The organism is Kribbella sp. NPDC004138 (genome assembly GCF_053603655.1).
In genome coordinates, this window is record NZ_JBSGFZ010000013.1 from 1 (window position 1) to 18,762 (window position 18,762).

Genomic DNA, 18,762 nt, shown 5'->3' on the forward strand with positions numbered 1-18,762 from the left:
ACCCGCACGCAGATCGCCGAGCTGCAGCACCGGCTCGGTGTCACCACCGTCTACGTCACGCACGACCAGATCGAGGCCATGACCATGGGCGACCGTGTCGCGGTCCTCAAGGACGGCGTGCTGCAGCAGGTCGACACCCCGCTGAACCTCTACGACCGGCCGCGGAACAAGTTCGTGGCCGGCTTCATCGGCTCGCCGGCGATGAACCTGATCACCGCCGAGATCACCGACGGCGGCGCCAAGATCGGCGACTACGTCGTACCGATCGCCCGGGACGTACTGGCCAAGGCCGGCGACGACAAGACACTCACGCTCGGCATCCGGCCGGAGGCGTTCCACCTCGCCGACGACGGCCTGCCGGTGAAGGTCTCGGTGATCGAGGAGCTCGGCTCGGACGCGTACCTGTACGGGACCGCCGAGCACACCAGCGACCAGATCATCGCCCGGATCGGCACCCGCCTGCACAACGACAAGGGCACCGTCGTCCACCTGGCGCCGGACCCCGAGAAGCTGCACCTGTTCTCGACCTCCACGGAGGACCGCCTTGTAGCTTGACCCTGTGGGTCATTGGGAGAAGGACACACCAGGTGTGATGGAGCTGCCGTCGGGTCGGCTCGTCCGCGGACGCGGTCTGCGGCACGGCCCGGCGGCAGAGCCATTTCCGACGTACGGCGTGTACCTGCTCGGCAAGGAACCGCCGGACGTGCCGTGGGAGACGCGGTGGATCAAGTGGCCGGACTTCCGGCTGCCCGTTGACCGCGCCCAGGCGCTGACGGTCTTCCGCGAGGCGCTGGAGCGGTCCGGGACCGGCCGGGTCGAGTTCGCCTGCGGCGGCGGGCGCGGACGGACCGGAACGGCGCTCGCGTGTCTTGCGGTCCTCGACGGCGTACCCGCTGACCAGGCCGTCGACTACGTCCGGCAGCGCTTCGACAAGCACGCGGTGGAGACGCCGTGGCAACGCCGGTACGTGCTAAATCTGTTGACCCGGAGCTGACCCATCGCGTTGGGTCGAGGCGTGACGATCGAGCGGAGCAACCCGGACGGACTCCACGCCACGCCGGGATACCACCACGTGACGCGCGTCCAGGCGGAAACTCTGGTCTACCTGGCCGGGCAGTGTCCCTTGCAGCCGTCCGGCGAGCTGGCCGCGGGCGGGCTCGAGGGGCAGACCGCGCAGGTGATCACGAACATCCTCACCGCCCTGAAGTCCGCGGGCGCCACGCCCGAGGACGTCGTCCGCACGGTGATCTACGTGGCCAGCCCGGAGCGCGAACAGCTGAGCGCGGTCTGGACCCAACTCAATGCGTCACCGCTGGCGCCGGCCTTCGCGACGGCAAGCACCCTGCTGGGCGTCGCCCAGCTCGGCTTCCCAGGACAGCTCGTCGAGATCGACGTGACCGCGGCGCTGTGATCGTTCCCGCCGAGGTCGTCGACTACGATCCCCGCTGGCCGCTCTGGTTCGACGAGATCCGCGCGCGGCTCGTGCCGTATGTCGACGGCCTCGTGGTCGAGCACGTCGGCAGCACCGCCGTACCCGGGCTGGCCGCGAAGCCGATCATCGACGTCGACGTCGTCGTCCCGTCCGCCGAGCTGGTACCGACGGCGATCGCCCGGCTGGAGGCCGCCGGCTACCGGCACGAGGGCGATCTGGGCATCTCCGGCCGAGAGGCCTTCGCGCTGCCGCCGGACGCTGTGCACTACCACCACTTGTACGTCGTTGTCGAAGGCAACGGGGCGCACCAGGACCACGTGCTGCTCCGCGACCACCTGCGGGCGAACGCGGCGGATCGGGAGCGGTACGCCGCACGCAAGCGCGAGCTCGCGCATCTGCTCACGACCGACCGCACCGCGTACGTCTCCGGCAAGGGCGCACTGGTCGAGGAGCTGATTGCTAGAGCGGGTGGTTCGGGTGCAGACGCCGGGCTCGGGTCGTAGCGGCGCCTGAGCTTGGCGAGCCGGCTGTAGTCGTCGTACGCCTCGTCCGGGCATTTGCGCTAGGCAACGATGAGGCCGACGCCGAGGGTGAGGACCCCGACGGCGAGTGACGCCGCGCCGAGCCACAGGACCCAGAGGAACTGGTTCGGTTCGGTGCGGTCCTTGCCGGCCGACGAGGCGAAGAAGCCGCCGGACATCAGGATCGCCGCGATCGGGATCGCCAGCCGCGCGACCCACAGCCAGAAGCCGCTCAGCCCGGTCTGGTCGACGTACAGCAGGCCGACCAGGCTGAGGATGACGAGCACGCCGGCGTGTGCGTGACCGGCCCGGGCGAACGACTTCTGGAATCCCGTCATCGGCACCTGGCCGCGGACGATCTTGGTCATGAAGTAGCCGCCGAACTGGATCGTCACGATCGTGAGCAGGACGACACCGGCGATGACGCGGGATGCGTCGGTCATGCGTAGACCTCTTCTCGGACAGGCGCGGTCGCGCGGGAGCTGCGCGCCACCCACAGGGCGACGGCGAGATACAGGATCTGTTCGGGGATGCGCTGCCACAGTGGCGTCGCCTCCCCGCCGGCGAACGGCACGTCGGCGACGGCAGCGTGAATGTTGGCGGGCAGCAGGCCGACGAACAGCGCGGCCAGCGCGTAGCCGGCGGCCTTGCGGGTGGATGCGATCAGCAGGCCTACGGCGCCGAGCAGCTCGAGGACGCCGGTGAGGTAGACGAGCGCACCGGCGTACGGCAGGAACGGCGGGACCATCCGCACCATGTCGGCGTGGTTGGGCATCACCGTCACGCTCGCCGGGACGAAGTGCGCGCTCGCGGTCAGCACCAGCATCACCGCCATCGCGTGCGCGGCGGCGACCGGCCAGGTGCTGAACCGCCGGACGCCGAACGCGCCCAGGGCCCGGAACCCGAGGGTGCCCAGGATCAGTACGAGCGGGATCAATCGACTCGCCTCCTTATGGATAGTGGAAGTATCCGCTTATGGATACTGATACTATCCATCGCAGACAACAGGAAGGCAAGCGATGCGAATCGGGGAACTGAGCAAGGCCACCGGCGTCCCGGTGCCGACGATCAAGTACTACCTGCGCGAAGGCCTGCTGCCCGCGGGCGAACTCAGCAGCCCGAACCAGGCGTCGTACGGCGACGCGCACGTGCGCCGGCTTCGGCTGATCCGCGCGCTCATCGAGCTCGCACAGGTCCCGGTCGCCACTGTGAAGGAGATCCTCGAGTCACTCGACGCGGACACCGAGCCGTTGCACGAGCAGATCGGGCGCGCGCACCGCGCCCTGACCCCCGCCCGCCGCCTGTCCGCCACCGACGAGGCCCGGGCCGCCGCGACGACCCAGGTCAGCGATCTGATCGCCGCCCGCGGATGGTCCGTCGAGGCGGACGCCCCCGCACTGGCCACCCTCGTCGACACGGTCGCAGCCCTCCGCACGCTCGGCCAGGAGGGCCTGGTCGCGCACCTCGACGACTACGCGGACGCGGTCGAACGCTTCGCCCGGATCGAGATCGAGGGCGTCACCAAGAACCCGACCCGCGACCAGCTCGCCGAGTCGGTCGTGATCGGCACCATCCTCGGCGAGACCTTGATCGCATCCCTCCGCCTACTCGCGCAGGAGTCCATCTCGGCGGACCTCTGGAAGAACCGCTAACAGTCGCCGAGCAGTCCCGGGAGCAGCTTGGTCAGCGCCTTCTGGAGCGCACGGCGATCGGTCTCGGTCAGCGGGTCGAAGACCAGCTGGCGAACCAGTTCGACGTGTCCTGGCGCGGCCTTCACGAGCTCCGCGTAGCCCTCGGGCGTGAGGATCGCGTTGGTGAAGCGGCCGTCCTCCGGGTCGGGCTCGCGCCGCACCAGGCCGCGGTTCTCCAGCCGGCGCATGAGGTGCGACAGCCGGGAGAGCTCGGAGTTGGCGAGGATCGCGAGCTGACTCAGGCGCATCGTGTGGTCGGGCTGGTCAGACAGTCCGGCCAGGACGTAGTACTCCAGGAAGCTCAGGTTCGAGTCGCGCTGCAGTTGCTCACCGAGCGCACCCGTGAGCAGCGCCATCATCAGCTGCAGCGTCTTCCAGGTCTCGAGCTCGTCGGCCGTCAGCCAGCGAGGCTCGGTCGCTTCGCTCCCCATGGGTGCAGCATAGCCACCGGAGCAATGACTTGAACGTTCATGTCAACCGGCCTATCGTGGGAGATGACATGAACATTCAAGTCAACCCTGTGAAGGAATCATGAGCGACCTGAAGATCGCGGTCATTCTCGGCAGCACCCGGCCCGGACGCAACGGCAAGGCGGTGGCCGACTGGGTGATGACCCAGGCCGAGCGCCGCAGCGGCGCGTCGTACGAGCTGATCGATCTGCTCGACTACCCGCTGCCGCACCTCGACGAGGCGATGCCACCGTCGGCCGGGCAGTACGCCGGCGCGCACACGAAGGCCTGGGCCGAGAAGATCGCGGCGTACGACGGGTTCGTGTTCGTCACGCCGGAGTACAACCACTCCACGTCCGGCGTGCTGAAGAACGCGATCGACTATCTGTACGCCGAGTGGAACAACAAGGCCGCCGGCTTCGTGTCGTACGGCTCGCTCGGCGGGGCGCGGGCGATCGAGCACCTGCGCGCCATCAGCGCGGAGCTTCAGCTCGCCGACGTCCGGCAGCAGCTGTCGTTCTCGCTGTTCACCGACTTCGAGAACTTCTCGGTCTTCCGCCCGGGGCCGCAGTACGCCGACCAGGCCACCGCCCTGTTCGACCAGGTCGAGTCGTGGGCCGGCGCCCTCAAGCAGCTCCGCGCCGCCGAGCCGGTCGCCGCATGAACCTCACCGTCTGGATCGTCTCCGGGCTGCTGGCCGCGATGTTCCTGCTGTCCGGCGTGATGAAGGTGCCGGCCACCAAGGAGTCGCTGGCCGGCAATCCCCGGATGGGCTGGGCGGCCCCGTTCCCGATCGAACTGATCAAGGTCATCGGCGTCGCGGAGATCGCCGGCGCCGCCGGTCTCATCCTCCCGCGCGCGTTCGACACCGCCACCTGGCTCGTGCCCGCGGCGGCCATCGGCCTGGTCGTCGTCATGGCCGGCGCCATCATCACCCACGCCCGCCGCACCGAATGGTCCAGCGTCGCCGTGAACGCCGTACTCCTCGCCCTCGCGCTGTTCGTCGCGATCGAACGCTTCTGAACCACTCAGCCGTCGTGGGCCATGTCCACGAAACGTGAGTAGTGCCCCTGGAACGCCACCACCACGTCCGCGGTCGGCCCGTTCCGGTGCTTGGCGACGATGAAGTCCGCCTCACCGGGCCGGGTCGACTCGCGCTCGTAGGCGTCTTCGCGGTGGAGAAGGATGACAACGTCGGCATCTTGTTCGAGCGAGCCCGATTCGCGGAGGTCGGAGGCCATGGGGCGTTTGTCGGAGCGTTGTTCGGAGCCTCGGTTGAGCTGGCAGATGGCGACGACCGGGAGCTCGAGCTCCTTGGCGAGGAGTTTGATCGAGCGGGAGAACTCGGAGACCTCGAGCTGGCGGGACTCGACCTTCTTGCCCGACGTCATCAGCTGGAGGTAATCGATGACGATCAGTTTGAGGTCGTGGCGCTGCTTGAGGCGGCGGGCCTTGGCGCGGATCTCCATCATCGTCAGGTTCGGCGAGTCGTCGATGAACAGCGGGGCCTCGGAGACCTCGCCCATCTTGCGGGCCAGCCGGGCCCAGTCCTCGTCGGTCATCTTGCCGTTGCGCATGTGGTGCAGCGGGACCTTCGCCTCCGCCGACAGCAGTCGCATGGTGATCTCGTTGCGGCTCATCTCCAGCGAGAAGATGCACGAGGTCAGGCCGTGCTTGATCGAGCAGGACCGGGCGAAGTCCAGGCCGAGGGTGGAGTTGTGGGTCGGGATCATCGTCTTGCCGGCCAGGTACAGATGGTCGGCGTTGTCGACCTCGACGCACCGCACCGGCACGCTGTCGACCGGGTCGACCCACTCGAGCCGCCGCTCCCCCTCGCCGTGCGGCGCGGCCGGGAAGCCGTGGCCGGTGATCTGCCGCGGCGCCGACCCGGGGATCGGCGGTGTCAGCCCGGGACTCGCCGACATCGCCGTGTGCAGGTCGGCGGTCGTGCAGACCACCGGGCGGCCGCCGTCCTCGACGCGCCACTGGTGCTCGGCGTCGGCGACGATCGTGCTGCCGTCGGAGAACGACAGCCGGAAACAGGGGCGGTCCACCATCACCTCGGTCGCCGCCACGACCGTGGTCGGCAGGCCGTTGGCGTCGAGCAACTGATCGCCGACCGCGACCTCGGCCATCGTGGTCCAGCCGGTCGGGGTCGGCAGCGGGGTGTCGAGCGCGAGCGCCTTCCCCATGGCGGGACGTGCGGCGACGATGATCATCTGGCCGGGGTGCAGGCCGTTGGTCAGCTCGTCCAGGTCGGTGAACCCGGTCGGCACGCCGACCATCGCGTCACCGCGGGAGTCGATCGCCTCGATCTCGTCGAGCGCGCCCTCCATGATGTCCTTCAGCGGCGCGTAGTCCTCGGCGGTCCGCTTCTCGGTGACCGAGTAGATCTCCGCCTGCGCCTCGTCGACGACGTCGTCGACCTCGCCCTCACCCGCATACCCGAGCTGGACGATCTTGGTGCCGGCCTCGACGAGGCGGCGCAGGATCGCCTTCTCCCGGACGATGTGCGCGTAGTAGCTCGCGTTGGCCGCGAGCGGGACGGACGCGACCAGGGTGTGCACATACGGCGCGCCGCCGATCCGGGTCATCTCGCCGCGCTTGGTGAGCTCGGCGGCGACCGTGATCGCGTCGGCCGGCTCGCCCCGCGCATACAGATCGGTGACCGCGTCGAAGACGACCTCGTGCGCCGGCCGGTAGAAGTCCGTGCCGCGCAGGTTCTCGATCACGTCGGCGATCGCATCCTTGCTCAGCATCATCGCGCCGAGCACGCACTGCTCGGCGGCGAGATCCTGGGGAGGGGTGCGGTCGAAGCCCATCTCCGGCCGGCGCTCTTCGTGGCCGCCGTCCTGGCCCCCGCGGAACTCCGCCACGCTCACTTCGTCCGACCTCCTCGTCCGCCGCTGCCCCAGCCACCACCGGGCCGGGTTCGAACACCTGCTCGAACCTTAGCCACGGCCCACCGACAGTTTCCGGAGCTGCTCACGACAGCGGCCTCGCGACCGTACGCCGGTCATGTCGCCGATGGCCACTCGGTCGTCCACACCCCCTGTGGACCAATCGTGGATAACCCGGCTACGGGCTGTGCACAGGTTGGGCACAACCCTGTGGATATCTGCGGACAGGAACTCACAAGCAGCGCCTGACCTGCGGTTTCACCAGTGCACAACTGTGGAGGAGAAAAAGTCTGAGACGAATTTCCACAACCCCCGGCAGGCCTGGGTACCCTCGCTCCGGTGAGACGTCGACGATGGGTGGGGGAACAGGACCGGGAGATCCTCCGGCTGGCCGTCCCGGCGTTCTTCGCGCTCGTCTCGGAGCCGCTGATGCTGCTCGCGGACTCCGCCATCGTCGGCCACCTCGGCACGCCGCAGCTGGCCGCACTGGGGGTCGCGGGCACGATCCTGCAGACGCTCGTCGGGATCTGTGTCTTCCTTGCCTACGGCACCACGTCCGCCGTCGCCCGGCGGATCGGCGCCGGCGACCACAAGGGCGCCCTTGCCCAAGGCATCGACGGGCTCTGGCTGGCTCTGCTTCTCGGCGTCGTCCTCGCCCTCCTCGGGCTGGCGCTGGCGCCGCAGGCGATCGGCGCTTTCGACCCGTCGCCGGAAGTGGCCGGCCACGCCGTCACGTACCTGCGGATCTCCTGCTTCGGCATCCCCTCGATGCTGCTCCTGCTCGCCGCCACCGGCGTCCTGCGCGGGTTGCAGGACACCAAGACGCCGATGATCGTCGCGATCACCGCCAACCTCGCCAACATCGGGCTGAACGTCCTGCTCGTCTACGGCCTGCGGCTGGACATCGCCGGCTCCGCGCTCGGTACGGCGCTCGCACAGACAGGTGCCGGCGTCGCACTCGTCGTGGTCGTGGTCCGCGGCGCCCGCCGCGACGGCGCCAAGCTCCGCCCGGACCGTCCCGGCATCCTGGCCTCCGCGCAGATGGGTGTACCGCTCATCGTCCGCACACTGACGCTGCGCGCGGCCATCATCCTGCTCACGTTCGTCGCCACGGCCCTCGGGACGACGTCCGTCGCGGCCCACCAGGTCGCGTTCACGCTGTGGTCGTTCCTCGCGCTCGCCCTGGACGCGATCGCGATCGCCGCGCAGGCACTCACCGGCCGCGCGCTCGGCGCCGGTGACGTGGCGGGGACCCGCGCGATCACGCGCCGGATGATGTGGTGGGGCCTGTTCTCCGGGCTGGTCGGCGGCCTCGCGCTGTGGGGGCTGCGCGACATCTACGTCCCGTGGTTCACCAGCGACCCCGACGTACGCCGTACGCTCGCCGCGATCCTGATCGTCTCCGCGGTGTGGCAGCCGATCAACGGCGTCGTGTTCGTGCTGGACGGCGTCCTCATCGGCGCCGGCGACGGGCGGTACCTCGCGCTGGCCGGGATCGTCGCGCTCGCGCTGTACGTCCCGCTCGCGCTCGCGGTGCTCTGGCTGGACGGCGGGATCGTCGCGCTGTGGTGGGCGTTCGGCGGGTACATGCTGCTGCGTTTCCTCACGCTGACCCTGCGCGAGCGGAGCGACGCCTGGCTGGTTACCGGAGCTACCCGCTGACCCTGCGGTGCGGCATCGTGGAGCCGGAGGAAAGGACCGGCATGCCAGACACCGACGACGACCAGTCCGTCGAGCTCGAGCCCGATCAGCGGGCGCAGGGCGACGACGACACCGAGGCCGCGCGTGAGCGGCGTGCGGCCCAGGCCCGCGCCGAGGCCGGCAGCCGTCCGACCCACGACCTCGCCGAGGAGGAAGCCGCGCGCGAGGACGAGGAGGACCTCCGGGAACGTCGCGACCAGGAGGACGCGGAAGCGCGCGCCGAGCGGCTCGAGGAGCGTGCGACCGCCGACGAGCGGACGCTGGGAGAGCGGCGCGACCGCGACGAGCTGCTCGACGAGGAGGCCGCCCGGGCCTTCCAGCTCGCATACGCCGACGAGGACGCCCGCGACCGGTACCGGCAGTACGCCGCGAACGACGTACAGCGTGGCATCAGCGACCGGGCACACGGCCGGCACCTGCTGGACGAGGCCGCCGTCCAGCGCGGCGAGATCGGATCCGCGGAGCTCAGCGCGCAAGGACGCCGGTACCAGAATGCGGCGACCATCGAGGAACGCAAGGCCGTCCGCGACGACGGCATCGCCGACGCGTACGACGCCTCCGCGCGCGAGCGTCGCCGCGAGGCGCAGCCCAGCGCGAGCGAGGCCGTCCGCAAGCCGCCGGAGGACGCGCCCGAGGCGCAGCTCCCCCAGGCCCGCCGCCACGTGCGCGGCCGCGGCAAGGTCCGCAACCAGCAGGGCAAGGTCGTGAAGCCGAACCGCGCGAGCGAGCCCGATCTCGAGATCTAGGCCGGTTTCGAGGGTTCCAGCTTCTGGGTGTGGATGATCAGCAGGTTCACCGCGACCACCACGACGAACCCGACGGCGAGCAGCGGGTGCCCCAGGCTCCACAGCGCGGCACCCGCGAGGCCGAACACGAGGACCTTCACGGTCCAGCGGGCTGCCGGCGTCGTCCGGGTCGCGGTCGGCGCCGCGAAGCGGCCCCACACGATCGCCGTCACGAGCGGCAACCCGAGCGCGAGCAGCCAGCGGACGAGCGTCGTACCGCCGGTCTCCCAGCCCCACCAGGCGAAGATTCCGAGGGCAACCAGCTCGGCGAGGAACGCCAGTAGCAGGTTGCCCCACGCCCAAAATTTCACCACAGGCACATGGGCTAGATCCCGCGGATGTTGGGCTGCCGCTGGTCGAAGAACAGGCCGGCCGGCGGCTCCTGGACCGGGAGCGGCGGGATCGGGTAGTCGGTGTGCGTGTTGTTCCGGCAGGCGGCGAACGGGCCGTCCGGGTCCAGCAGCGCCATCATGTGCGGGTCCGCGTGGTCACGCCACCAGACCGACATCCCGGTCGCCGGGTCCAGACGGAGGTGCTCCCAGGCCCGCCAGATCGAGTCGAGCCGGCTGAGCGCCTCCGCGTGCCGGTACCACTCGGGGCACCAGATGAACTGCTGCCCGAGCCGGCGGGTGTAGAGGTAGATCAGCCGGTCCTCGACGAACGCCGCGACGTGCGGGTAGAAGAGCTCCTGTTCACCATCCACCGCGGTTGTCCCCTTCGTTCTGCTCCCAGACCGGCCGCTCAGGACCGCGCTGCGGCAGAGGTGCCTGCTGAGACGCCACCCAGGGGTTGTTGCTCACCGGGACGTTCGCTGCCGCTCCCGGATCGTACTTCGCCAACGACGCCTTCACCGCACCGGCGTCCGGCCGGGTGAACCACGGGACGGTCTTCACCAGTGTGGCCGGGATCCCGGACGGGAACACGACCGCGCGGCCGGGCGGCATCGAGGCGAGGTCGGAGACCTCCATGATGTTGTGCCGCTGGACCTGCTGGCTGGTGCCGCGCTTGCCCTCGTTGTACGACACCGAGCTCGAACTGATGTCGTAGTCGCCGATCATCTTGCTCAGGTTCTCGAGGAAGGTCGCGTCCGCGGCGCCGCCGCCGTACACCCGGATGTTGGCCGAGCCCCACAGCTTCTGCATGCCGTGATCGCCCCAGCACTCCTGGCCCTGCGCCCAGGACTGCAGGATCGTCATCAGCACGATGCCGCGGGAGCCGAAGTGCGAGTACAGGTCGGGGAGGTTCTTCCACCGGCACACGTTCGCGGCCTCGTCGAGGACGCCGACCAGCGGGCTGGGCATCCGGCCCATCGGGCAGCCGCGGGCATACTGCTCGGCGGCCTCCACGACGGCGACGGTCAGCGCGGTGACCAGCGGGCCCGCCGTACCAGCGCCTTCCTTGGACAGGCTGTACAGCGTGCCGCCGTTGCGGACGAACTCGTGCGGGTTGAACTGCGGGCGGTTGTCGTTCGGGCCGTTCGGGATGACCCAGCGGGTGACCTTGCGGTTCACCAGGAACTGGGCGCTCTGCTGGGCCGTGCCGTAGACACCCGCGCGCTGCTTGTCCGGCGCGTTGATGACACCGGACAGAGCGTCCGCCGACAGCTGCAGACCCGGGGTGTTGCGCAGGATCCGCTCGGGCTCGTCGTTCCGCTGGTCGGCCAGCCAGGTGTACACCTGGGTGATCGGCCGCTTGGCGACCGCGGCCGCGAGCAGCAGACCGGCCAGCAGGTCGGTGCCGGCGGCGTCGAAGAACGCGTCGGTCTGCGCACCCTGCTGGCGCTGCGAGGCGACGAAGTGCTCGGCGAGCTCACGGGCCTTGGTCTCGTCGGTGATGTAGGTCAGCGGGTTCCACCACCAGTTCGGCGGCTCCTCGCAGACCTCCTGCGGGTCGAACACCCACAGCGGGCCCTTCTCCGAGCGCGGCCCGCGGGTCGCGTCGACGATGTCGCGCTTGTTGGAAGTGGCGACGACGCAGCCGGGCGCATCCAGGATCGCCGGCACCGCGCGCGACGTGGTCTTACCGGTTCGGGGACCCCAGATGTCGACGTGCATGTCTTCCCAGTTGCCGAACACCTCCAGGTTGTCCCGGACCGTCCGGCCGATCAGGATCCCGGGGCCCGCGTGCCCGGCGCCGAGCTGGTTCGCCTTCTCCTGGGCGCCTTCGCGGGTGAGCTTGTAGATCTCCGAGCGCTTCGACATCAGCTGCGCCTGCCGGTCCACCCGGCCGATCGAACGCTCCCGGTTGCGGAAGACCATCCAGCCGCCGGCGGCCAGGCCGAGCAGCACCACGACCTCGACGACCAGGATGCCGGTGGCCGCGCCGGACCACTCCAGGTTGCCCTTCGACAGGTCGACGATCGCGTCGAACGGGTTCCCCGGCGTCCGCGAGCCGTTGATCGCGGACGCGACCTTGAGCGCGATCCACATCGAGAAGACCACCAGCGCGACCACGCCGATGATCACGAAGATGAAGACGGCCTCGGGTGAGATGCCACCCGGGCCGGTGCTCTTCCTGCCCTGCGCCATGACTCGTCAGCTCCCCACGCGGGTGGTCGGGTCGGGCGGCGGCAGCAGCATCGGGTCGTCCAGGCTGTACTCGCCGACGACCTCCTGGGTGCCGTCCGGGGCGACCTCCACCTTCTGCGGCTTGCCGTCGTTGCTGGTCGTCCACAGCTTGTTGGTGTCGTTGATCTCGCGCTCGACGGAGGTGAGGCCGACGTGCACCGGGATCCCCGGCCGGCCACCGACCTTGATCAGGAAGTTCCCTCGGCCGGGAGGTGCGGCCTCCTTGCCGGTGGACGGGTCCCACGCGGGCGGGTCCTGCCAGCCGACGAGCATGTTCTGCTCCTCCATGGACATCGACACGACCTCGGTCAGGTTGTCCATCTCGGCACGCGGCAGACCGCCGCAGATGACCATGCCGGAGCGCTCGACGAAACCCTTCGCCTTCATCCGGTCCTCGGGGTTCGGCAGCGCGAGCAGGTCGGACATGGTGTGCGAGATCATCGCCATCCCGACACCGCGCTGCCGGTTCAGACGGGTCAGCGCGTCGACCCGGTCGACCAGGCCGCTCCCGGCCCGCAGCACCCGCCACAGCTCGTCGAGGATGACGAAGTAGTGCCGCCGTGGCTCCAGGCCGGCGTCGGCCAGCGCCTGCGAGACCGCGACCGCGCCGAACCCGTACGACCAGCAGGCCAGCAGTACGGCGGCCTGCAGGCTGGTCTCGGAGTCGTCGACGTTGGACACGTCGAACACCACCGGACGGTCCATCTGCATCGGGTTGTCGGTCGGCGCGGAGAAGATCTCGCCCAGCCGGCCACCGCCGACCAGACCGATCAGCGACGCCTCCAGGCCCTCGGTGATCTGCCGGTACCGGTCCAGGCTGCCGCGGTCCAGGGCGACGTTGCGGACCCGGTCCGGGGCGTCCTGGATGACCTGCAGCAGGTCCTTGAGCACCGGCGTGCCCTGGAACCGCTCGTCGAGGACCTTGAGCGCCTCGTCGAGGATGGTCTCCTCGCGGTCGTTCGGGTTCTGGTTCCGCATGATCGCGATCAGCGCCGAGACCATCGTCTGCCGGCGACCGTGCGCGTCGGCCTGGATCGCCTCCCGGGCCTTGCCGGTCAGCCGGAGCGCGGCCTCCCGGGACTCGCCCGGGTCGAGCACGTTCAGGTGCCCGCGGCCGCGGCCGAGCTGGATGACCTGGCCGCCGAGGGCCTCGATCAGGTCCTTGTAGTCGGGCTTCAGGTCGCCGAGCACCAGCGGCATCACGCCGTACCCGGCCATGCCGAGCGCCATCCGCCGGGTGATCGTCGACTTGCCCAGACCCGGCTTGCCGAGGACGAACATCGACGGGTTCGAGATCAGCTTGGCCCGCATGAACCAGCTGATCGGGTCGCAGCACATCGTCGCGCCGGACAGGATGTTCCGGCCGATCGGTACGCCGACCATCGGGCTGCCGGTGCCGGCCGAGAACGGCCACATCCCGCAGACCTGGACCGTCGTACCGCGCCATTCCTGCGGGGCCTGCAGGTACGTCGAGTAGCCGGCGCCCATACCGGGCCAGCCACGGGGCATCGGCCGCCGCCCGCGGCGGCTCGGGTCGACCGGCTTCTTCTGCTTCTTGCTCACTGTGACCCCCCAGGTGTCACTGTGCGAAGTCTCATCATAGGGATTCCCGCAGCCCCGCCGGTACCGCGAGGTGGTTCTGGACGACGATGCCGAGCGGCAGCGCGGCGACGAACGCGGAGTCCTGTGAGCCGTACACCGGCCGGAGCAGAACGCGCGCGGTGGCGCCGAGGTTGTCGATCGCGGCGATCATGTCCGGGATCTGCTCGGCGGTCATCACGGTGCCGGTGACGGCCATGCCGAAGTTGACCAGGCCGGCGCCCCGCGCCTCTTCCTGCGCGGACCGGTCGGCGGCCCGTGCCTCGGCCAGGTTGCGCGCGGACGGCCGGGCCGAGGCCGTGGCGCGGAACGACGCGTTGCGCTTGTCGGCTTCCACCATCCGGGCCGCCGTACCGGCGTCGAGCGGGCGGTAGAGCATCGTCACGCGCTTGCGGTCGATGTCGGGGTGCGGCGCGACCAGCTGGGACAGCACCGACGAGAACACCTCGCCGCGCGGAGCCTGCGACATCTGCCAGGTCACCGACCAGGCGGAGTCGTGCCGGTACTTGTCCCAGAACGACTGGGTGGCGGCCGGGCCGACATCGGTCCACTGCAACTCCGGCGGCATGCCCTGGGCGCGTGCTTCGTCGATCAGCGCGGCCGACGCCGGGTCGTAGGCGATCCGGATCGCCTCGCACAGCTCCTGCGCGCTGACCGGCCGGGCGGCGCCCGCACCGGTCGCGTTCAGGCTCTGGGTGAGCGCGGGCAGCCGGGCCGCGAGCTCGCGGCCCATGTCGTCTTCCTTGCGGCGCTTGCCGCTCCGGTCGGTGCCCTTGAAGGTCAGCGCGACCCGGGCCGAGACCAGCGCCGAGCCCTCCGGGTAGGTCTGGACGACCTCGGTCAGCATCGCCCGGGCGATCGCCGGGCTCCCGTCCACCATGTTGCCGCCGACCTCGCGGCGCAGCCGGATACCGGTGTCGGGCGCGCTCTCCACCGTCACTGACGCGGCGACGATGCCCGGCTCGTGGCCGAGGGAGGCCAGCCACTGACCCCAGTGCGCCACCCAGACGTCGACCTGCTCCTCGTCGACGAGGGAGGCGCCGTCGGGCTCGGCGTTGATCACGACGGTGAAGTGCCGGGTGCTCGGGTAGTAGAGCAGCGCGAACGGCCGTCCGTACGAGTCCTGGTACTCGCTCAACTGGGAAGCGGCGGCCAGCCCGGGGAGCTGGAACTTGCCCCAGGCGGTCCGGCCGAGCGGTCCGGAGCGGTAAATGTTGTGCTTAGCCATCTTTGCTCGTTGCCATCCAATGTGCGTCGAGAGCCGTTGCAGCGTGGAGTACCCGTGCTTGTCCTTCGTGACCAGCAGGCCGAGTGCCGCGCCCACGATCAGCAAGCTGATGAGGGCGGCCTTGATGCCGCCCGCCATCGTCGCGATCACGACGAGCAGCAGGCCACCCATCATGATGGCGGTGCCGAGCATGCCCAGGCCGGCGATGCCCGCCGAGGCGGGCCTGCGCCAGTTGCCGTAGGTGCGAGGAGCGCGTCGTACGTTCTCAGCTGCTGCCACTTGGTCCGTCCGGTGGTGGTTGGTAGTTGTCGCGGTCGTCGTCGCGATAGTCGCGCGGTGCGCGGTCGCGCTCGCGGCTCAGGTCGCCGCCCCGGCCGCTGCCGGTGGGGCCGCCGCCACCCCCACCGCCGCCGCCCCCACCCTGGGAGCCTTGGGAGCCCTGGTCCATCTCGTCGTTGCCCATCGTCTCGGACGCGGCCGTCTGGGCGACCGCCTTGGTCGCGTCGACACCGGCCTTGACCGCGACCACCGCGACCGCAGCCGGTCCGGCAGCAGCCGCCGCTCCACCACCAGCAGCCGCGGCTCCACCGCCGGCTGCCGCGCCACCACCACCGGCTGCCGCACCACCGGCCGCTCCGCCGCCGGCTCCACCGGCGGCACCTGCAGCACCGCCCTCGCCGCCGGCCGCTGCGCCTTGGGCACCGCCGCCTCCGCCGCCACCGCCGCCGCTCGGGGCCTGCTGCGACGCCCGTCCGACGTTCTGTGCACCGCTCGGGCCGTCACCGCCACCGCCACCACCGCCGTCGGCGCCTTGGTCGGCGCCCTTGCTCACCATGTCGCCGACCTTGTCGGCACCGACCATCTTGGCCGCGATCATTCCGGCACCGGCCGACCCCGCGGTCGCCCCGACCATCGGCACGATGAACCGCATCAGCGCCGGCATCGCGAACAGCGCGAGCACCAGCATCGTGAGGCCGGTGACCACGTTCATCACCATGCTGCCGATCTCGTCCGGGTTGCTGGCGTCGTAGTGCAGTGGGGCGCCGTTGTCCGAGACCAGCCGGATCGCCGTCGCGTAGACGATGGCCGCTACCGGCTTGTAGAGGATGAAGGCGAGCAGCCAGGAGATGATGCGTTTGAACCAGCTCCGGCCCATCTCGGTGTTCGTCGCGGCGGCCGCGATCGGCAGCACGCCGAGCAGCAGGACCAGCATGGCGCTGCGGACGACCATCAGCACGATCTGGATCAGGCTGGCGATCACGCACAGGATGCCGACCGCGATCATGATCCCGATCAGCACCGGTGAGCCGGCGATGCCGACGATCGCGGCGAATCCCAGGACCGCGCCCATCTTCTCGCCGAAGGCCTGCGAGTCGCCGGAGCCGATGTTCTGGCAGCCGTCGACCCAACCGGCGGTCTTCGAGTCGAGCGCGCTGCTGATGATGCAGCTGGAGAAGATGTCGCCGACGGTGATCAGCGCCTGGGCGACGGCGATCGAGAACGCCGCGGCCACGGCGAGGGTGATCAGCGAGCGGAGCAGCTCGCGGGCCGACTCGCCGCGCTGCGTCCAGGCCATCTGGATGGCGCCGACGATCAGCCCGATCGCGGCGATGAAGAGCGCGATGAACTGCGTGTGCTGCCAGATCCAGTCCACCGTGTCGTTGGCCGGCCTGCCCTGATCGTTGCCGACAGCAATGGTCGGCACGTAGACCCAGAAGGTGGCGATCGTGCTCATCAGGGTTCCGACCGCTGCGCCGATGGCTTTGAGAATTGGCTCGAACACGAACTTCATCACCAGTTCCATGACAGGGGCGAAGACGACCTCGAGGGCTTTCTTCATGAGGTCGATCGCCCAGTCGATCACATCGAGCGGAATCACGTCAGGATGTCCTCGGTGAGACGAATCGAAGAATGGCCGGCAGTGCGACGACTGCCACGATCATCAGCGTCACGCCCATGATGATCTTGAGGATGTGCGATGCGCCTTCGGAACCCATCAGACTGAATGCGGTGGCATAGATGATCGCGGCCACCGGTTTATAGATGATGAACGAGGCCAGCCAGGCCAGGGCGCGCTTGAACCACATCATGCCCATCTCGGTGTTGGTCGCCGCCGCGGTCAGCGGAAGCACGCCGACCAGCAGCACGAGCATCCCGTACCGGACGATCATCAGCGCCAACTGGATGATCGCCGTGATGACCATCAGGATGCCGACGAAGATGACCAGCAACCAGCCGAACGGCTCGTCCATCATGTCGAGCAGGTTCTTCGCGTAGTTGTGGTCGTCCTTCTTCAGCGCCGCGTTGATGATCCACGACGAGAACCCGTCCGCGGCCGAGATCAGCGTGCCGGCGAACACCGTCGCCGACCCGGTCACTACGACCAGGGTGACCAGCGACTTGAGGATGTCTCTGGCCGGCTCACCGCGATGCGAGACCGCCATCTGGATCGCGCCGACGACGACCGCGAGCGAGGCGATGAACACCATGATGAAGTTGGTGTGCTGCTGGATCCATACGGCCGGGGTGTTCTCGGCGATGTTCGGGGTCGGGATGTAGACCCAGAGCAGGCCGACGGCCTTCATGACCGCTTCGACGGCGTGGATGACGACCCTGGCGATCGCCTCCCAGATGAAGTCGAAGAACTTGCCGAAGGCCCATTCGAGCGCGGTCTTCAGGCCATCCTTGAAGCAGTCGTCCCAGTCCCAGGGCCAGCCCGAGCATCCGAGGATGATCATGCCGCACCACTGAACCTGACGTAGCCGCTGAGACTGGTCAGGATGTCCGGCTCGACCGAGCCGTTGAAGCTGCCGTCGGTCTGCAGCTCGACGTACCAGTCGCTGCGGTACCAGCGCATCGTGATCGGCATCGCGCCGTACGCCTTGCCGTTGAGATCGGCAACGATCTGGATGAGGGCGCGGGTCGCGTTCTCCGGGTAGTCGAGCACCTTGAAGCCGGCGAACTGGACGTCACCGGCGACCGTCGACGGCGTCTTGGCCGTCAGCTTGGCCTGCGCGATGGCCGCGTCCCGGCCCGGCCCCGGGTACACCCGGTTGTGCAGTGTGGCGATGCTGACCTCCGGGTTCTGGATCTGGCCGAGCAGGACCATCGCCGCGAGCACCGCACCCGTCGGCGAATGCGCGAAGCAGGAGCGCACACCGCTCGGGCTGGTGGTCGCCGGCCCGCTCGCCGCCTGGATGGGGATCAGCATCTTCCCCTCGAACTGCCACGAGACCGAGAGCGGCGCGGCGACCCGGGGGATCACCTGGCTCGGGTTCTTGGCGTGGCAGCCGCCGGTGGTGCTGGTGGGCGGTGGCGGAGTGTTCCGGGTGGTGCTCGGTACTTCGGTCGGTGACGCGGGCGGCGGCTCGGTGGGCTGTGCCTCGGTGGGCTGTCCGGTAGGAGCGACCGTGCTCGGTGACTCGGTCGGGTCGGCCGACGGAGTCTCCGACCGGCCTCCCGCCACGAACCACACCACGAGGCAGATCAGCACCGCTCCGATGACGATCGCGGACGCGATGAAGCCACGCTCCTCGAGGAAGCTGGTCTTCTCGCCGTCCGAACCGTCACCGGAGTCCGGGTTCCTACTGAACAGTCCCACTTACGTGGTGCCGCCGAGGGCGTCGACGAGGGCGGTCGCCGCGCCGATGACGATGCAGGCCGCCAGGACCCAGCCGAGCCGGGCGGCGTGCTCGCCACCCTCGCCGCGACGCTGACCGACGGCCATCATGCCGCCGGCGATGATGATGCCGAGGGCACAGATCAGGTACGCGATCCACTTGACCCAGCCGAGAACTTTCCGCAGCCCGTCGGTCACCTCTGTAGGCGGTGGCTCCAACGGCAGGGTGTTCGGGAGGTCGTTGACCAGATGAAGCAACATCATGTTCTC

At 69.4% G+C, this 18,762-nt stretch carries 22 protein-coding genes; 9 read left to right on the forward strand and 13 right to left on the reverse strand.

From position 1 onward, the window contains the following. The 4 genes from ACWEOO_RS19285 to ACWEOO_RS19300 all read left to right on the forward strand — a co-directional run. Positions 1-555, forward strand: a 555-nt coding sequence (locus ACWEOO_RS19285; protein ID WP_452144146.1) for an ABC transporter ATP-binding protein, incomplete at its 5' end; no start/stop codon positions are given. Positions 556-559: 4 nt separating this feature from the next. Continuing rightward, positions 560-994: a phosphatase domain-containing protein gene (locus ACWEOO_RS19290; RefSeq protein WP_452144147.1), complete on the forward strand. Its 435-nt coding sequence runs from the start codon at positions 560-562 to the stop codon at positions 992-994. 21 nt (positions 995-1,015) lie between these two features. Then, the gene (locus ACWEOO_RS19295) at positions 1,016-1,411 is read left to right on the forward strand and encodes a RidA family protein (protein ID WP_452144148.1); all 396 of its coding nucleotides are present in this window, start codon (positions 1,016-1,018) and stop codon (positions 1,409-1,411) included. Continuing rightward, positions 1,408-1,935 carry a GrpB family protein gene (locus ACWEOO_RS19300; protein ID WP_452144149.1) on the forward strand — a complete coding sequence of 176 codons (528 nt, stop codon included), beginning with the start codon at positions 1,408-1,410 and terminating at the stop codon, positions 1,933-1,935. The genes ACWEOO_RS19295 and ACWEOO_RS19300 overlap by 4 nt, the downstream gene beginning before the upstream one ends. A gap of 59 nt (positions 1,936-1,994) precedes the next feature. On the opposite strand, the gene ACWEOO_RS19305 is transcribed toward ACWEOO_RS19300, so the two are convergent. Both ACWEOO_RS19305 and ACWEOO_RS19310 read right to left on the reverse strand, forming a co-directional pair. Beyond that, positions 1,995-2,396 (reverse strand): hypothetical protein, encoded by a 402-nt coding sequence (locus ACWEOO_RS19305; protein WP_452144150.1) that lies wholly within the window; start codon positions 2,394-2,396, stop codon positions 1,995-1,997. Next, complete coding sequence (locus tag ACWEOO_RS19310; protein ID WP_452144151.1) at positions 2,393-2,890, reverse strand: DoxX family protein; 498 nt, start codon at positions 2,888-2,890, stop codon at positions 2,393-2,395. The genes ACWEOO_RS19305 and ACWEOO_RS19310 overlap by 4 nt, the downstream gene beginning before the upstream one ends. Positions 2,891-2,972: 82 nt before the next feature. Here ACWEOO_RS19310 and ACWEOO_RS19315 point away from each other — a divergent pair, with 82 nt between their 5' ends. Next, positions 2,973-3,605 carry a MerR family transcriptional regulator gene (locus ACWEOO_RS19315; protein ID WP_452144152.1) on the forward strand — a complete coding sequence of 211 codons (633 nt, stop codon included), beginning with the start codon at positions 2,973-2,975 and terminating at the stop codon, positions 3,603-3,605. Here the strand turns inward: ACWEOO_RS19315 and ACWEOO_RS19320 are convergent. Further along, positions 3,602-4,075 (reverse strand): MarR family winged helix-turn-helix transcriptional regulator, encoded by a 474-nt coding sequence (locus tag ACWEOO_RS19320; protein WP_452144153.1) that lies wholly within the window; start codon positions 4,073-4,075, stop codon positions 3,602-3,604. The two genes, ACWEOO_RS19315 and ACWEOO_RS19320, sit on opposite strands and share 4 nt — an antisense overlap. Before the next feature lie 100 nt (positions 4,076-4,175). On the opposite strand from ACWEOO_RS19320, the gene ACWEOO_RS19325 reads away from it, so the two are divergent. Both ACWEOO_RS19325 and ACWEOO_RS19330 read left to right on the forward strand, forming a co-directional pair. Further along, the gene (locus tag ACWEOO_RS19325; RefSeq protein ID WP_452144154.1) at positions 4,176-4,757 is read left to right on the forward strand and encodes an NADPH-dependent FMN reductase; all 582 of its coding nucleotides are present in this window, start codon (positions 4,176-4,178) and stop codon (positions 4,755-4,757) included. Then, positions 4,754-5,116, forward strand: a complete 363-nt coding sequence (locus tag ACWEOO_RS19330; RefSeq protein WP_359936067.1) for a DoxX family protein — start codon at positions 4,754-4,756, stop codon at positions 5,114-5,116. The genes ACWEOO_RS19325 and ACWEOO_RS19330 overlap by 4 nt, the downstream gene beginning before the upstream one ends. A gap of 5 nt (positions 5,117-5,121) precedes the next feature. Here ACWEOO_RS19330 and dnaB read toward each other — a convergent pair whose 3' ends face one another. Next, positions 5,122-6,915, reverse strand: coding sequence for a replicative DNA helicase (dnaB, locus tag ACWEOO_RS19335; protein WP_452144316.1), 1,794 nt, complete (start codon positions 6,913-6,915; stop codon positions 5,122-5,124). A 417-nt stretch (positions 6,916-7,332) separates the two neighbouring features. On the opposite strand from dnaB, the gene ACWEOO_RS19340 reads away from it, so the two are divergent. Both ACWEOO_RS19340 and ACWEOO_RS19345 read left to right on the forward strand, forming a co-directional pair. Then, complete coding sequence (locus tag ACWEOO_RS19340) at positions 7,333-8,655, forward strand: MATE family efflux transporter (protein WP_452144155.1); 1,323 nt, start codon at positions 7,333-7,335, stop codon at positions 8,653-8,655. A gap of 41 nt (positions 8,656-8,696) precedes the next feature. Further along, the gene (locus ACWEOO_RS19345) at positions 8,697-9,440 is read left to right on the forward strand and encodes a hypothetical protein (protein ID WP_452144156.1); all 744 of its coding nucleotides are present in this window, start codon (positions 8,697-8,699) and stop codon (positions 9,438-9,440) included. On the opposite strand, the gene ACWEOO_RS19350 is transcribed toward ACWEOO_RS19345, so the two are convergent. The 9 genes from ACWEOO_RS19350 to ACWEOO_RS19390 are packed head-to-tail and all read right to left on the reverse strand — an operon-like array spanning position 9,437 to position 18,756. Further along, complete coding sequence (locus ACWEOO_RS19350; protein WP_452144157.1) at positions 9,437-9,790, reverse strand: YrdB family protein; 354 nt, start codon at positions 9,788-9,790, stop codon at positions 9,437-9,439. The two genes, ACWEOO_RS19345 and ACWEOO_RS19350, sit on opposite strands and share 4 nt — an antisense overlap. 14 nt (positions 9,791-9,804) lie before the next feature. Continuing rightward, positions 9,805-10,182, reverse strand: a complete 378-nt coding sequence (locus ACWEOO_RS19355; RefSeq protein WP_360164705.1) for a DUF4913 domain-containing protein — start codon at positions 10,180-10,182, stop codon at positions 9,805-9,807. Beyond that, entirely contained in the window at positions 10,172-12,007 is a 1,836-nt protein-coding gene (locus ACWEOO_RS19360) for a type IV secretory system conjugative DNA transfer family protein (RefSeq protein ID WP_359936076.1), read from the reverse strand. The genes ACWEOO_RS19355 and ACWEOO_RS19360 overlap by 11 nt, the downstream gene beginning before the upstream one ends. 6 nt (positions 12,008-12,013) lie before the next feature. Further along, entirely contained in the window at positions 12,014-13,609 is a 1,596-nt protein-coding gene (locus ACWEOO_RS19365) for an ATP/GTP-binding protein (protein WP_452144158.1), read from the reverse strand. Positions 13,610-13,643: 34 nt separating this feature from the next. Then, positions 13,644-15,152 carry an SCO6880 family protein gene (locus tag ACWEOO_RS19370; protein ID WP_363706457.1) on the reverse strand — a complete coding sequence of 503 codons (1,509 nt, stop codon included), beginning with the start codon at positions 15,150-15,152 and terminating at the stop codon, positions 13,644-13,646. Continuing rightward, positions 15,139-16,752, reverse strand: coding sequence for a type IV secretion system protein (locus ACWEOO_RS19375; protein ID WP_452144159.1), 1,614 nt, complete (start codon positions 16,750-16,752; stop codon positions 15,139-15,141). The genes ACWEOO_RS19370 and ACWEOO_RS19375 overlap by 14 nt, the downstream gene beginning before the upstream one ends. Position 16,753: 1 nt before the next feature. Continuing rightward, complete coding sequence (locus ACWEOO_RS19380) at positions 16,754-17,611, reverse strand: hypothetical protein (protein WP_363706460.1); 858 nt, start codon at positions 17,609-17,611, stop codon at positions 16,754-16,756. Continuing rightward, on the reverse strand, positions 17,608-18,474 hold the full coding sequence (locus ACWEOO_RS19385; RefSeq protein WP_452144160.1) for a PT domain-containing protein: 867 nt from the start codon (positions 18,472-18,474) through the stop codon (positions 17,608-17,610). Before ACWEOO_RS19385 ends, ACWEOO_RS19380 begins: the two co-directional genes overlap by 4 nt. Beyond that, entirely contained in the window at positions 18,475-18,756 is a 282-nt protein-coding gene (locus ACWEOO_RS19390) for a TrbC/VirB2 family protein (protein WP_363706464.1), read from the reverse strand. Between the last annotated feature and the right edge of the window lie 6 nt (positions 18,757-18,762).

Bases quoted from the DNA above. Each gene is read 5' to 3' on its own strand.
- ACWEOO_RS19305 (WP_452144150.1), bottom strand. From the start codon at position 2,396: ATGACCGACGCATCCCGCGTCATCGCCGGTGTCGTCCTGCTCACGATC.
- ACWEOO_RS19315 (WP_452144152.1), top strand. From the start codon at position 2,973: ATGCGAATCGGGGAACTGAGCAAGGCCACCGGCGTCCCGGTGCCGACG.
- ACWEOO_RS19320 (WP_452144153.1), bottom strand. From the start codon at position 4,075: ATGGGGAGCGAAGCGACCGAGCCTCGCTGGCTGACGGCCGACGAGCTC.
- ACWEOO_RS19325 (WP_452144154.1), top strand. From the start codon at position 4,176: ATGAGCGACCTGAAGATCGCGGTCATTCTCGGCAGCACCCGGCCCGGA.
- ACWEOO_RS19330 (WP_359936067.1), top strand. From the start codon at position 4,754: ATGAACCTCACCGTCTGGATCGTCTCCGGGCTGCTGGCCGCGATGTTC.
- dnaB (WP_452144316.1), bottom strand. From the start codon at position 6,915: ATGGGCTTCGACCGCACCCCTCCCCAGGATCTCGCCGCCGAGCAGTGC.
- ACWEOO_RS19345 (WP_452144156.1), top strand. From the start codon at position 8,697: ATGCCAGACACCGACGACGACCAGTCCGTCGAGCTCGAGCCCGATCAG.
- ACWEOO_RS19360 (WP_359936076.1), bottom strand. From the start codon at position 12,007: ATGGCGCAGGGCAGGAAGAGCACCGGCCCGGGTGGCATCTCACCCGAG.
- ACWEOO_RS19380 (WP_363706460.1), bottom strand. From the start codon at position 17,611: ATGATCATCCTCGGATGCTCGGGCTGGCCCTGGGACTGGGACGACTGC.
- ACWEOO_RS19390 (WP_363706464.1), bottom strand. From the start codon at position 18,756: ATGATGTTGCTTCATCTGGTCAACGACCTCCCGAACACCCTGCCGTTG.